14 protein-coding genes are annotated in these 14488 nt (G+C 34.4%); 11 read left to right on the top strand and 3 right to left on the bottom strand.

Going from position 1 to position 14488, the window contains the following annotated elements; translation table 11 throughout:
- Nucleotides 1–2: 2 nt before the first annotated feature.
- From BMS_RS05180 to BMS_RS16745, 8 genes are all read left to right on the top strand, one after another.
- Complete coding sequence (locus tag BMS_RS05180; protein ID WP_044557314.1) at nt 3–3047, top strand: AAA family ATPase; 3045 nt, start codon at nt 3–5, stop codon at nt 3045–3047.
- Complete coding sequence (locus BMS_RS05185) at nt 3037–3858, top strand: mechanosensitive ion channel family protein (RefSeq protein WP_014243743.1); 822 nt, start codon at nt 3037–3039, stop codon at nt 3856–3858. Before BMS_RS05180 ends, BMS_RS05185 begins: the two co-directional genes overlap by 11 nt.
- A gap of 242 nt (nt 3859–4100) precedes the next feature.
- Entirely contained in the window at nt 4101–6716 is a 2616-nt protein-coding gene (locus BMS_RS05190) for a methyl-accepting chemotaxis protein (protein WP_014243744.1), read from the top strand.
- A gap of 2 nt (nt 6717–6718) precedes the next feature.
- Nucleotides 6719–7549, top strand: a complete 831-nt coding sequence (locus BMS_RS05195) for a CheR family methyltransferase (protein WP_014243745.1) — start codon at nt 6719–6721, stop codon at nt 7547–7549.
- A 1-nt stretch (nt 7550) separates the two neighbouring features.
- Entirely contained in the window at nt 7551–8018 is a 468-nt protein-coding gene (locus BMS_RS05200) for a chemotaxis protein CheD (protein WP_014243746.1), read from the top strand.
- Nucleotides 8019–8021: 3 nt separating this feature from the next.
- Nucleotides 8022–9515, top strand: a complete 1494-nt coding sequence (locus BMS_RS05205; RefSeq protein WP_014243747.1) for a chemotaxis protein CheW — start codon at nt 8022–8024, stop codon at nt 9513–9515.
- 60 nt (nt 9516–9575) lie between these two features.
- Nucleotides 9576–10430, top strand: coding sequence for a hypothetical protein (locus BMS_RS05210; RefSeq protein WP_014243748.1), 855 nt, complete (start codon nt 9576–9578; stop codon nt 10428–10430).
- Between the two features lie 128 nt (nt 10431–10558).
- Nucleotides 10559–10888, top strand: a complete 330-nt coding sequence (locus BMS_RS16745; RefSeq protein WP_052590579.1) for an SWIB/MDM2 domain-containing protein — start codon at nt 10559–10561, stop codon at nt 10886–10888.
- A 21-nt stretch (nt 10889–10909) separates the two neighbouring features.
- On the opposite strand, the gene BMS_RS05220 is transcribed toward BMS_RS16745, so the two are convergent.
- Nucleotides 10910–11665, bottom strand: a complete 756-nt coding sequence (locus BMS_RS05220; RefSeq protein ID WP_014243750.1) for a substrate-binding periplasmic protein — start codon at nt 11663–11665, stop codon at nt 10910–10912.
- Nucleotides 11666–11767: 102 nt separating this feature from the next.
- Between BMS_RS05220 and BMS_RS05225 the strand changes: the two genes are divergently transcribed.
- Both BMS_RS05225 and BMS_RS05230 read left to right on the top strand, forming a co-directional pair.
- Nucleotides 11768–12427 (top strand): O-methyltransferase, encoded by a 660-nt coding sequence (locus BMS_RS05225; protein WP_014243751.1) that lies wholly within the window; start codon nt 11768–11770, stop codon nt 12425–12427.
- Complete coding sequence (locus BMS_RS05230; protein ID WP_014243752.1) at nt 12420–12860, top strand: NINE protein; 441 nt, start codon at nt 12420–12422, stop codon at nt 12858–12860. Before BMS_RS05225 ends, BMS_RS05230 begins: the two co-directional genes overlap by 8 nt.
- On the opposite strand, the gene BMS_RS05235 is transcribed toward BMS_RS05230, so the two are convergent.
- Entirely contained in the window at nt 12841–13569 is a 729-nt protein-coding gene (locus BMS_RS05235; protein WP_014243753.1) for a glycerophosphodiester phosphodiesterase, read from the bottom strand. The genes BMS_RS05230 and BMS_RS05235 overlap by 20 nt on opposite strands.
- Nucleotides 13570–13676: 107 nt before the next feature.
- Nucleotides 13677–13994 (bottom strand): hypothetical protein, encoded by a 318-nt coding sequence (locus tag BMS_RS05240; RefSeq protein ID WP_044557316.1) that lies wholly within the window; start codon nt 13992–13994, stop codon nt 13677–13679.
- A 226-nt stretch (nt 13995–14220) separates the two neighbouring features.
- Between BMS_RS05240 and BMS_RS05245 the strand changes: the two genes are divergently transcribed.
- Complete coding sequence (locus tag BMS_RS05245; RefSeq protein WP_014243755.1) at nt 14221–14475, top strand: hypothetical protein; 255 nt, start codon at nt 14221–14223, stop codon at nt 14473–14475.
- Nucleotides 14476–14488 lie beyond the last annotated feature (13 nt).

Genomic DNA, 14488 nt, shown 5'->3' on the forward strand with positions numbered 1-14488 from the left:
AATTGAATTATTTGCTTAAAGTCACTCTAGTACTCGTACTTTCTCTCAATATTCATGCAACTAATAAATGTATAAAAAGTGAAGTCCTGTCTCTTAACGATACGGTTGTAGGAAATATAGAGCACAGAATTGTTGGAATTAAAAATGTTCTCAGTGGTAAAGGGGGAGATAGCTCTCTAATCTGGAATGTCTTTGGAAATGACTTCGACTTTAATAGGTCTGATGAATATATATCTAAACTAGAGACAATAAACTCAAAGTCTAGGGGAATATCTGAGGAGTATGAGTATCTATCAAATTGCTTAAAGGAATTAAAGTTAACTAAGAGAATGGCCCAGCTTGAAAAACTCTCTATAGAATATAATAACTTTAAAGTACAACTCTTTAAAAAGAATAAGGCCCTTAATAATTCAATAAAGCTAAATATTGATTCAAATAGCTCTATTCCTTCATTGGCCAAAGAGATCGATGAAGAGTTTATTGTTCTGGAGAAGAGTAAGAGAGATATAGAAAAGGAGTTGGCACAAAATGAGTCAAAAACCTTAATAGATTCTAACTCAAAAGAAGTCGTATTCTATCAAAACTCTCTGCTTAAATTTAAGTTAGATTTAATTAAGACGAGGATACTCTTTAATAGAAACCTACAACAGAAAATTGAATACTTTAATTTGAAAAGTTTAAAGCTATCAAATCTTTCTTCAAATTATGAAGAAAGAGATACTGAAACTATTGAGGCACAATTTGTTGAAGTTGAAAAGATTTGGAAAGAGGTCACTAAGCAAAACTTCTATGATTTAATTAAAGGATCTTTATTCTTTGATATTCCAAGAGTACCAGGGGTTTTTACTTCAAAAAGAAATGTTGAAAGTGAGATTAGAGCGACCTTAGAGACCGAGAGAAGTAAAGTTAGTACTTTTAGAAAGGAGTCTATCTCTGATCTAACTAAGAAGAAAGAAGAAGAACTAAAGCTATTAAATAATTTATTAATTCAAATAAACTCCCTTCGAAGTAATTATTATAATAAGTTAAGTTTTAGCTTTTTATCTGGTCGATTTTTTACTTCATCTTACTTAAGTTCTTTAAAGAATGAAATATATGCATCTCCTTATCGTTTACTGAACTATGTTTATTCTAAGTATCTCTTCGTGAATGAAAAACTCTCTTTAGGGAGGGATGGAATAACGGATTTAAGTTTATTGCTCTTTAAATATATGATGATCATCTTAGGTGTCTTTAGCTTTAAATTGGTTCTTCATAAAATTTATGATTTCTTAGAGAAAAAGAATAGAGGACTTGTTTCAAAGAGAAAGCGCTCGGAGTTCTTTAGCTACTTAACGACAATTTGGAATAAGCATAGTGATAACTTCTACAGTATTTCATGGCTATTTTTGTTATTTGTACTATCTCATTTTGAACTATTAAATAATATATCAATTATATTGAATATCTTTATAATTCTAATTGTTGCCAAGATCATAAGGTCCCTTGTCATTCTCTTCCTTAGTACAGTTTCATCAATAGACTCTAGAAATTATAGAAGCTTTAAATTGAAGGCCGAGGGAACAGCTGGACGATTCGCAAATATTTACCTTGTATATTCCTTAATCATGGTTCTTTTAAATCTTACAGTTGGTAAGGTTTATATTTATTCAATCGTAAAGTTTGTTGCAATCATCTACTCACTATATCAAGTCATCGAAACATCTTCTGTATGGTCAAAGGAATTTAGTACTTATACGGAAAAGAAGTTTTCTGGAGTCATTGTAGATAAGATTGAGCGCTTTTATAAATTCTTACCATCGAAGATTCAGGGGATCTTTAGTTTTCTCTTTATCTCCATTTTAACAATCGTGAATATTTTTATAAGAATGACGGAAGACTTCGCAATTTCTAAGAAGATTTCTGCAAATCTATTTAGAAAGCAAGTGGAGAGTGTAGAAGTTGAAGAGGGAGCGAGTGAGCAGATTCCTAATGAATATAAGGAGAAGTTTACTTTTAACTCTCTCGATGTAGAAGAGCACTATGTAAATCACACATCTGAAATTGAAGAGTCAATCTGTAATGAGATTGTAGAGTGGATAGATGAGAAGTCCGAGGAGCACTCTGTCGTTGTCTATGGAGACAAGGGAATAGGGAAGACGACGCTTCTTAAAAAAGTTATTAGGGATATGGAGGGGAGATATACTGACGAGTTAAGTTGTGTGTACACCAAAGTTCCTGCTAAAACCATTGATAGAGAGAAGGCCCATACTTTTATCGTTAACGCTCTCGGATTGGAGGAGAATGGCTCCTTTGATCTCTATAAGCTAGATAAGATGCTAGAGAAGAAAACAGTTCTTGTTATAGATGAAGCTCAGAACTTATTTCTATCCCATACGAAGGGTTTCTCTGCCTATAATGGACTTCTTAATATGATTAATCTGAGTACTGAGAATATCTTTTGGGTCCTATCATTTAATAAGTATAGTTGGCTCTATTTAGATCGAGCATTTGGTCGCAGCCAGTTCTTTAGAAATATTTTTCCTCTTAAGGGATGGGATGATACAGCTATAAAAGAACTTATTTTTAAAAGGCATCACAGTTCAGAGTACAAACTCTCATATGATCTTTTAATTAATGCAACGAGATCTCAAGATGAGATGGATCGCTACACAACAGTAGAGTCGAAGTTCTTTAAGCTACTGTGGGAGCTCTCAAGAGGAAATCCTAGGGCAGCTCTCTATCTCTGGTTAACATCACTTTCTAGAAGAAATAGTAAGACATTTAATGTGCATATACCTAAGGATGCTGACTTAGATAGTTTGGACAAATTAGCTGACGATATATTCTTTGTGATTGCCTCTGTTTTAAAACATGAAAATCTTTCTCCCAATGAAATAGAGAGTACTACAAACTTACCGAAGGGAATTGTTAGAAACGCAATCAAGGTTGGACAAGAGAGAAACTTCTTTTTTAAAGATAAACATGGAAGATATATGATTGAGATATCTTCCCAATACGGACTTATTAAGTACTTAAAGTCGAAGAATTTTATATATGGATACTAATATTGGAAATTTGATTTTTACCTTCTTTAAAGTAGATAAGATCTTCTTATTCATTTTTTTGATCGTTCTCATTGTAGTCTTTATCAGAGTTGTAAATCTCTGGTCTGAAAAGTTTCAAGAAAAACTATCTGGAAAGAGACTTCTTATCTTACAAGTGACAACAGTCTTTTCTTTTGCAACTTATCTCTTAGGAACTTTAGGGGCATTTTATTTTGTTTTCAGACCTTCTAAAGAATTACTTCTAACTGTTGGTGGATCTGCTGCTGTTGCTTTTGGTTTCGCTCTAAAGGACTTAGTTGGTTCTGTAATCGCTGGCTTTATTCTTCTCTTTGATCGTCCGTTTCAAGTTGGAGACAGAGTGAGCTATGGCGATAGTTATGGAGAAATTAAGAGCATTGGTCTTAGGTCAGTGAAGTTACAAACACTCAATGATGATACAGTAACCATTCCAAATTCTAAGTTTCTCACAGATACTGTCGCTAGTGGAAATAGTGGGGCTTTAGATATGATGATTGTAACGACTTTCTATGTCTCTATTCATGAAGATCTTGAGCGAGTAAAGAAGCTTCTCCATGAAGTTGTTATAACGAGTCGATTCGTTTTCTTAGAAAAACCTGTAACAATTATTTTTGAAGAAGTTCCACTGTCAAATGACTTTGTCGTAAAAGTAAATGTAAAGGCCTATGTTTTAGATGTTAAATTTGAAAAATTATTTCTAACTGATATCACGATTAGAGGGAATAAAATCCTTAAAGAGAATCATATTCTTAGACCTGGCTCTACTCATATTAATGAAGTAAAAACCACATAAGTGTGGCAAAAAATGAAAATATATTCATAATATCCCTTACCATAAGGCAACCTTAAGTCAGCCTCAATGGATCCTCATGATGGTTTCTCTCCATGATTTAAGAAGGTTGCACACTCTATATTAAGAGTTATTTAATTTAGTTAATTTTCTTAATTTTTTAACCTCAGATTCTTAATTATTCCCCTTAGTATATCCGAAGATTTATTGAGATCAATTCTGATAATTTTATTTAGGAGTTAAAAATGAGTGCTGCCCTCAAAAGCGTTGATGAATATAAGAGTAATTTAAGTGGAGATTTAGTTTCTGCCTTTGACGCTGTAAATAGAGTTCTTGCTGTTGTTGAATTTTTACCAAATGGGGAAATACTTAGTGCAAACGAAAACTTCTTAAACCTCTTAGGTTTTGAGAAGGTTGAAGATTTAATAGGAAAACATCATAGAGTTCTTTGCGAAGATGATTATGTGAGTTCTGAAGTTTATAAGAACTTTTGGGCAGACTTAAGAAGAGGTGAGCCATTTGTTGGAGATGCTCTTTATAAAGGTAGAAATAATAAAGATAAATGGGTTAAGTGTACGTATAGCCCAATCTGTGATGAAAATGGTGAAGTGATAAAAATTCTTTCTTTTGCTAGAGATATTACTAGGGAAAAAGGAATTGTTTCTGAGCTTGAAGGTAAGATGACTGCGATCTCAAAAGCACAAGCAGTTATTGAATTCAACCTTGATGGCACAATTATTAAGGCCAATGATAACTTCTTAAATACTGTAGGTTATTCAATGGATGAAATAGAGGGAAAACATCACAGAATGTTCTGTGTTCCTGATTATATAAATAGTTTTGAGTACGAAGAATTTTGGGCAAAGCTTAGAAGAGGTGAGTTTGATACTGGTGAATACAAGCGTATCGGAAATAATGGAAAAGAGGTTTGGATTCAAGCTTCATATAATCCAATTTTTGGTCATGATGGAAAGCCATATAAAGTCGTAAAGTTTGCGACTGATATTACTGAATCTAAACTAAAGAATTCTGAGTTTGAAGGGAAGATGAATGCTATCTCTAAAGCTCAAGCTGTAATTGAATTTAACTTAGATGGTACTATCATTACTGCGAATGAAAACTTTTTAAAGACACTTAATTATGATTTAGGCGAGATTGAAGGTAACCACCACAGTATGTTCTGTGAGAGTGAATACTCAAGTTCTCCTGAGTATAAGGCATTTTGGGAGAATTTACGAAAAGGTGAGTTCCAGTCTGGTGAATATAAAAGACTTGGGAAAGGTGGAAAAGAAGTCTGGATTCAGGCCTCATATAATCCAATCTTTGATTCTGAAGGAAATCCATTTAAGGTCGTAAAATTTGCTTCAGATACTACAAGTGTAAAGCTTAGAAATGCTGAAACTGAAGGAAAGCTTAATGCCATTTCTAAAGCTCAGGCGGTAATTGAGTTTAATCTTGATGGAACAATTATCACTGCAAATGATAACTTTCTTCAAACGCTTGGTTATGACATGTCTGAAATTGAGGGAAAGCATCACCGAATTTTCTGTGAAGGGAATTATTCTTCAAGTGCTGAATATGCAGCATTTTGGGATAAGTTAAATAGAGGAGAGTTCGAATCTGGTGAGTATAAGCGTGTAGCGAAAGGTGGAAGAGAAGTTTGGATTCAAGCCTCTTACAATCCAATCTTAGATATGGATGGCAGACCATTTAAAGTCGTTAAGTATGCTTCAAATATTACGTCAGAAAAATTAAAAGCCGAGGCGATTAGTAAGTCACAGGCCGTAATTGAATTCGATCTAAATGGAAATATTAAATATGCTAATGAAAATTTCTTAAAAACTGTAGGTTACTCTCTTGATGAAATCGTAGGTAAGCATCATAGAATTTTCTGTGACGGTGACTATGTTAAAACTTCTGAATATGAGAATTTCTGGGCAGATCTTAGAAAAGGAAATCCATGTAGTGGTAGATTTAAAAGATTTGATAAAGATCATAACACTATTTGGTTACAAGCAACATATAATCCAAATTTCGATAATATGGGTGTTCCTTGTGGTGTAACAAAATTTGGTGCAGATATTAGTACTCAGGTTGAAGTTGAGGAAACAGTAACGAAGCTCTCTGAGGAGTTTACAAATAATACTAGAGATATATCTTCTAAGGCCACAGATGTTGCGACAGGAGCTCAGGCCCTAGGTGCTACAACAGAGGAGATGAATGCTTCTATCGAAGAGTTGACTGCTTCAATTAACGCTATTGCCGAAAACTCTAAGAATACAGATGCTGTAGCAAAGACGACACATCATGAAGCTGAAACTGGCGCTCAAGCAATTGCTAAGGCCATTGAGTCAATGGATTTAATTAGTAAATCTTCAGAAGATATTAGCGAAATTGTAAAAGTTATAAGTGAGATTGCTAATCAAACGAACTTACTCGCATTCAATGCTGCAATTGAGGCGGCGAGAGCTGGGGAGCATGGTTTAGGTTTTTCAGTTGTTGCGGATGAGGTGAGAAAGCTTGCTGAGAGATCTTCACAAGCTACAAAGGAAATATCAAAACTAATTAACGAAAGTGTTAAAAGAATATCTCAGGGGAGTGAAATCTCTAAGCAAGCAGGTGTTGCTTTTGGAAAAATTGTTGAAGGTGTTAATAAGACAACTCAGGCCATCTCAGAAGTATCTTGTGCCGCTGAGGAGCAATTGGTTGCGGCCAGAGAGATAAGCTCTGCAATTCAAGAAGTTGCTGAACAGACTGAAACATCAGCCTCGGCATCAGATTCAATTGCAAGTGCTACAAGAGAGCTCTCAGAAGGTGCTATTGAGTTGAAGAGAACTGTAGATAAGTTCAAGGTTGCGTAAGTATGATGTCTTTACCGATAGAAGACCTCACTGATTCCAATTTAAAGAGTGTCATCTCCTTCGTTCATAGTGCTACTGGGATTACTATCCCAGAGCACAAAAAGACAATGATACAAAGAAGATTATCTCCTAGATTAAAGTTTCATTCTTTAACAAGTTATAGTGATTACTTAAAGCTTGTTAAATCTGATTCTGAAGAAATGGTTCAATTTATTAATATGGTTACAACAAACGAGACAAACTTCTTTAGAACTGAAAGAGTTTGGGAATATTTTGAATGTACCTTTCTTCCTAGCTTTCTTGAAATGAATCCCGGAAAGACTTTAAAAGTTTGGTCTGCAGCCGCTTCTACGGGCGAAGAAGGGTATAGTATTGGTATGTGCTGCGAGGACTTTAAAAGGAGACAGTCAACTTCATTTGATTACTCTGTTCTTGGAACTGATATTTCTAGTCGTGTGATTGATTTGGCCACTAGTGGTCGCTATAGTGGTCGAAATATTGATAATATTAAAAAGAAGTCTATAGACCGCTTTAATCGGTTTTTTAATAAAGTCGGAGATCAACACATTGTATCTTCGATATTAAGATCTAAGGTTTCTTTTGCTACTCATAATTTATTCAATACTCTAAAGAGTGATGAGTTATTTGATATCGTCTTTTTAAGAAATGTATTAATTTATTTTTCTACTGAAGACCAAAAGAAAGTTATCCATCATCTGATTAAAAAGATGGCACCTGGTGCGATCCTAGTTGTTGGAGAGTCTGAATCATTATCAAACTTAAATACCGAACTTGAGTTCATTTCACCTCTTATTTATAGGAAGAGAGTTTAATTTGGCACTGAAGATTGTACACGTGAAAATTGGAGAAGTTAAAGTCGCGAGAGGTGAAGAGCTTCTCAAGGCAACGCTTGGTTCTTGCGTAGGAATCTCATTCTTCGATACGAAGACTTCAAGATGTGCATTGGCCCATTGTTTACTTCCAACTTCAAATGGGGGCTACGGCATTGGTGCAAAGTATGTAAATCAAGCGATGGATTCATTAGTGGCGTTAATGAAAGTGAGAGGCAGAGAGCAGAGTGACTTTATTGTTTCATATGCTGGTGGTGCCAATATGATGAACCAAATTGCTCACAATAGAGATAATGAAATTGGTTATAAGAATTTAATGAAATTAAAAGAAATATTGTCTAGCTATGATTTTAAAGTGAAAGAGCTTGATTGTGGAGATCATTGTGGAAGACAGATGAGTATATTAAGTCCAACTGGTGAAGTTCAGGTTATGAGACTTGACGAGGGTTAAGCTATGGAAGCTCTTAGTAGTAATGAAATAATTGAAAACTATATTGAAAAATTAATTTACGGCTCATTTAAAGTTGGCTCGATGGAAGTTGCTCTAGATGTAAAATTAGTTCAAGAAGTCGTTAATTATCCTGAGACTGTGACTAAGATGCCTCTGCCAACACCATATCTAGAAGGTATTTTTAATTTAAGAGGGGCGATTATTCCTATCGTTAATTTAAGAGAACTCTTAGGTCTTGGGGAAATTGAAATTACAGGAACAGAGAAAGTTGCCATCGTTGAATGTCAAGGTGCGAAGATAGGTCTAGTCTTTGATTCTACAAGTGAAATCTTACGAATTTCAAAAGAAGATATAGTTCCTCACTCAAAAGAGAATGCTCAAGATGCATTTATGTCTGGCTGTATAAAGTTACATGAAGACTCGAGAATGTTGCATGTTCTGAATATAGATTCACTTGTCAAAATTTCAAATATTTCTGACTTACTAACAAAGCAAAAAATAAGCACAGGAGTTCTAACACATAAGGATTTCCAGAGAAATATGAAGAAATGTATTTCTTTCTCTGTTGGAAGCTTGCAAATGAGTTTTGAGATAACTGGAATTAATGAAGTCATTAAAGTTACTGAGTTAAAAGAGAGCCATGTCCAGTGTGATTTATGTCTTGGGGTGGTTGAGTTAAGAGGCCTAGTGATACCTATTATAGATATTAACTTCTATCTCGAAGGGACGGGTTATAGATTATCAGATGTTGTAGATCAAAAAATCATTATTTTAAGAAATCAAGAGATTTGCATTGGTCTTCTTGTAGACTCTGTGGAGAGCATTCTCTCTTTTTCAGAAAACGATCTTATGCCAATCCCTATTTTTAGAGAGAAATATAAAGAGCTATTTGCTGGATGTATTTCCAAAGAAGGCGAAGGGGATATTGTCTTATTAGATCATCGAGTTATTCTAGATAATCCTGAAATTATAGAAATCTCTAAAGGTCATGATCTTATCTATAATAAAGATTATAAAGATGAAAACTCACAGAGAAAGCAAGTTATCAATCAGTCTTTCATTTCATTTACTCTGGGTGATATGTATGGATTTGAAATAGGAGATATTAGAGAGATCATTAGTTATCCCAAAGAAATTTCTCCAAGCCCTGGGGCATCCTCTTACATAAAAGGCGTTTTAAATCTTCGAGGAGATGCCGTTACTATTGTAGATACTAGAAAGCTATACTCTATGAATAGTGTTGAAATTGACTACGAAAAATCTAAGATTTTAATTTTTGAGGCCGGCGAGAAATTAGTAGGGCTTATTGTTGATTCTCTAGAGAGTATTGTAACGATAGATATAAACTCTAAAATTATTTTGCCAAAGATTGTAACTAGGGATCTTGAATCTAAGTTTGGAAAAGACCTTAAAGAAGTGATTACTTACAACGCCGGGGAAGAGAAGGACCGTGTGTTAACAGTTTTAAATGTCGAAAATATTGCTTTGCGTTTTTAGTTTGATGTATCAAACTTTATTAACTCTATGATATGAACTCTCTAATTAGAGGAGAGTTCAATGTCTAAATTTCTATACCTATTATTATTAATACCATCTTTAATAAATGCTGCGGCGATTCCTGAGAATGGCCTCTTAAGACCTGTAAGTGCAAAATCTAACAGCGAAGAGAAAATCTTCAATACTTTAATTGATAAAGTAGAGAAGGCCTATAGACCCTATATAGAATCTTACTCCAAGGAATTTAATGTAGAGAGATATTGGGATGACCCTAAGGTTAATGCTGCTGCTTGGATTAAGGGAGATTCCTACAACTTTAAAATCTATGGTGGCCTATTTAGGTTTGAGACTATTTCTCATGATGCCTTTCTCTTAGTTGCTTGCCATGAAGTAGGGCATCTGATTGGAGGAGCCCCTACGTATAAACCTTTTAATGATGGGAGTTCAGAAGGACAGGCCGATTATTTTTCTATTACTAAATGCTTTAGAAAAGTGGTCAGAGGAGAAGACCACAAGAAGACTTTAAGAGGGAAGAGTTTAGAACCTCTTGCTATAAAGGAGTGCGAGTTAAGTTTTTCTAAGAAGAGTGAAGACTATCAAATATGTCTAAGATCATCTGTTGCAATAAAAGATATGGCAAAAACGCTAAAGGCCATTTCAAATATATCTGAAGTGCCAAGTATCAATACTCCAGATCCTTATGAGAGAATGTTTATTATTTTCAATGGCTACCCAAATCCACAGTGCCGTATCGACACACTCTTTGCTGGAAGTTTATGTAATGTTTCAGAGGAAGAGGAGAACGATTTCTATTTAAAACTCTATAATAAAGGAAATTGTGCAGTGGCCAATGGGGATCAGAGAGGACTGCGTCCGAAGTGTTGGTACGTACCTAGAGAGGAAGATAAGGTTTGAAAGCGTATTTGACGCGTTAGGTTGGTCTATAATCTAGGCTTTTCTGTAAGTTTTAGCGTGGCTTCCTTGGCATTATTACTTAAGTTGTGGGAGAATTTTAGTAATATTAATTGATTAAAGGATTAACAATGGCAGAAGAAAAAGGATTAAAGAAACCTGTAAAGTTAAAAGCTGATCTTGCAGCAATGCTTAATGCTACAGAGTTACCAAGAACTGAAATTACAAAGAAGTTATGGGACTATATTAAAGCTAATAAATTACAAACTAAAACTGAAAATGGTGCTCCAGAGAATGCTGGAAAGTTCATTGTAGCTGATGCAACTCTTCTACCAATTTTCAAAAATACTAAGTCTACAAGTAAGTCAGGGAAGTTAACTGATTTAACAAATATGAAAGAAGGCGAGACAATCAACATGATGCAAATGGCTGCTGTTGTTGGTGCCAATATCGAAAAGTAATTTTCTAGCGCCGTTTAGGCGCTATTTTTCTATCCCGTATTTTTTCCAGATTTGATTTAATATACCTTCGCTCTTCATCTTTGTAATGAGTGAGTTCAACTCGTTTAGACTAGGTGATACATCTTTTCTAAGAAGAATAGTGTGGCGATAAATTTGATCAAACTTCTTACTTTGTAGGATTCTCTCTCTTAGTTCAGGGTTCTTGTTAAGAAAGAGATTTAGAAATGACTCCGTTACAATTGCCATTGATTCAGTATCACTTTTAAGAACTGACATGATATTTTCTTCATGAGAGTTTCCTAGCTTCATACCAAAGTACTTTTCTAGGTAACCCTTATTCGATACGAAATTAGCAAACTTATAATGAAAACCATTTATGCCATAGATAGTTTTTCCTTTTAAGGAGTCGAAGAAGCTTTGATCTCTTCCTTTTTCAACCCTGGCTATAAAGACTTCTCCTCCATTTAAAATAACTTGTGATGGTTGAATCGGCTCTTCTTGCCAGCCCCAAATAATATTCTCAAAGAAAATCATATCGTACTTTTTAGAATTAAAGTCTCTATATCTGTTCTTGGCAGTTGTTAGGACAAATTCAAATTTGTAATTACTTTGAGATTGATTGATGGTCTCAATAAGATCTAGTGTCATACCAGTTGGAATATTATTTTTGACAATGACAAAGGGCGGGAATTCATATCCTCCGACTTTTACAACTTGTCTTGCTTGCACTACTAATGAGAGAAGGAATAAAAATATAATGAATACATTTTTTATCATAAATATATTATATCAGAATTCTCTTTATTCTCACTAGTATTCTTGTGGCTTAGTAGTGCTTAGAATATAATATTCTGATGATAATTTTAACAAAGGGATGCTATGAACTTTTTAGATGAGAGAATTTTGAATTATTCAATAGATAAGTCTAGTTGTCCTAGTAAGCACTGTGATGATCTAGAGTTATTTACTAAGGAAAATCACCCTCTACACCGAATGCTTTGTGGGAAGTTGGAGGCGTCTTTATTGAAGTTTTTAATTCACCTATCAGGGGCCAAAAGTGTTCTCGAATTAGGGACATTTACAGGCTATTCCGCTTTGTCCATGGCCGAAGCACTACCAATAGATGGACGAGTTACAACTATTGATAAGAATAAGAAAATAAATGAAATAGCCTCAAAGTTTTGGAAAGAATCTAAGGATGGGGATAAAATCCGTGCTCTCTTTGGAGATGGGCTAGAGGTTTTAGAAACTTTAGATGAAGAGTTTGATCTCATTTTTATAGACGCTGACAAGAGAAATTATAAGGCCTATTTTGATAAGTGCTTATCTCTTCTTTCTAAGAGCGGTTTCATTGTTGTAGATAATGTTCTTTGGTCGGGGAGAGTAGTAGAAGAGATTGGCAAAGAGCTTGAACAAGATAAGAGTACAGAGTACCTGGTTGAGTTCAATAATTATATTTCTTCTAGAGATGATCTTGTTAAAACACTTCTTCCTATTAGAGATGGTATCTATCTGATCAAGAGAGATTCTAATGCCTAAAACTATAATAAGAAATGATGAAAGAATAATTGATAACCATAGCAAGTTGATTGGCTACCTCTTATGGTTCTTTGGCTTTCTTGGAGTTCATAGATTTTATTATGGGAAGCAGATCTCGGGAACAATTTGGCTCTTTACTGGAGGTCTTGCAGGGATTGGGTGGATTGTAGATTTCTTTTTGATTCCAAGTATGGATGATGAGACTGATATAGCTTACTGGGATGGAGATATTCAATATAACGTTGCATGGGTGCTTTTAGTTCTAGTAGGCTATTTAGGCTTTCATAGACTTTATATGGGAAAAATAGGAACAGGCATTCTCTATTTATGTACGGGTGGCTTATTTGGAATTGGGATTATTTATGATTTTTGGACTCTTAATGATCAAATAAATGAAATTAATGTGACTCGTACTAAGAGTCACATAGGTTAATATGATTGCCAGGCTTAAATACACCGTAGAGCCCGGCTTTCTTTATTTTATTACACCAGTAATTATCTTTGTCTTTAAATGTCTTTTTGAATTTGGAGCGAAAACCTAGGAAGCCTACTCTAAAAGGCATATCATACTTTCTTTCAAAAATTATATCTGCTTGATCCATATAATCTTCTCTAAACTCTTTGAGCATTCTTATTATTCTCTCTTTCACATTCTTTGAGTAGATATATTTGATTTCGACAGACATTGGCTTTTGTAATCCTAAGTCTTTGGAAAGCTCTAAGAACTCCTCTAAGGTAGGTATTTTTTGATCTGGATGATCAGTTAGATGTAGTGTTTGAAGTTGCTCATAAGTTAAGTCATGAATCCTAATGAGGTTTAACTTTCTCTTTAGATATGGAATATCATTTTCCTCGGCAATGATATCTAGAGCTTCTTTGTTCTGTTTTTTATTGATCATTCTACGAATAGTTTTGTCATGAAAGACGACAACTTCTCCGTCTTTGGTCTCTTGAATATCAAATTCTAAGTAGAGAAAGTCTTCTTCAAATTGAAGTTCATGGAGTGAATTCTCTAGAGCGATTAGAGAGTTCTCGGGCAAGTGACTATAGTATTCCTTCTTCCCTCCACCTGCGCGGTGACCAAGGTTCTTTGCAAAAATATTTGTGGATAATAGTAGAAATACTAATATGACTTTCTTCACGATAAACTCCTTCTTATAGAGGGTTTATCGGTTGAAAAAAATATTTATTTAAATAATACGACCACTACCTAATTTTAGGGGGAGAGATAAAGTAGTGGCCGTATTAATTATAATTCAGAAGTGTAAAGAGTATGAATACTCTCAACTAACTTCCCAAATTGAACTGCTGATATTTCGCCACTTCTAGCTTCATCTCCATACTCTAAGGACTCAATTGATTGAACTCTTGAGCAGACGTCTTTTCCTAGATCAGTTATGATTTCACTTGCTGCGAATCTAATGAAACTATCTTCTGAATGAATATTTGTGATTTCAAAGCAAGATAAGTCTTGGTAGAACGAAAGTGATTTCTCAGTCTTAATTTCTGCACCATGAATTGAAGAAAGACTCATCACAGTTGCAACTAATAGCATTAGCTTTTTCATATCCGATTCCTTTGCTTGGTTATTTGATAGTGGCACTTAAAAGAGCAAGTTTAGGGCCAAGTTTTAGAATATGATTTGAGAGAGTTACGCGGGTTGGTTTTAATATGAATAAACAGCTGTCTAAAGTTTAGTCATTTTCAATTAATTTGCGTCTATAGTGTTGACGAAAACACGGGTCTAAAAATAGAATATATCTTTAAACATTAACTTTACATGAGGTAAGAAAATGGCAAAGAAAAAAGCGACTAAAAAAGCTGCAACTAAGAAGAAAGCAACAAAGACAACTAAAGCATCTAAGAAAAAAGAAATGCTATTAGTTGGATCAAAGACTAAAGAAGCTCTTAAAGGGAAGGGATACAATGTATCTTCAGACACTCTAGAAGCTATGAATAACTACGTTTACTGGCTTATTGAGCAAGCTCAAAAGAAGTGTACAGCTAACGGTAGAAAGACAATCAGACCTTACGATATCTTAGCGTAATTTCAATACATTA

Source organism: Halobacteriovorax marinus SJ, from assembly GCF_000210915.2.
GTDB lineage: Bacteria > Bdellovibrionota > Bacteriovoracia > Bacteriovoracales > Bacteriovoracaceae > Halobacteriovorax > Halobacteriovorax marinus.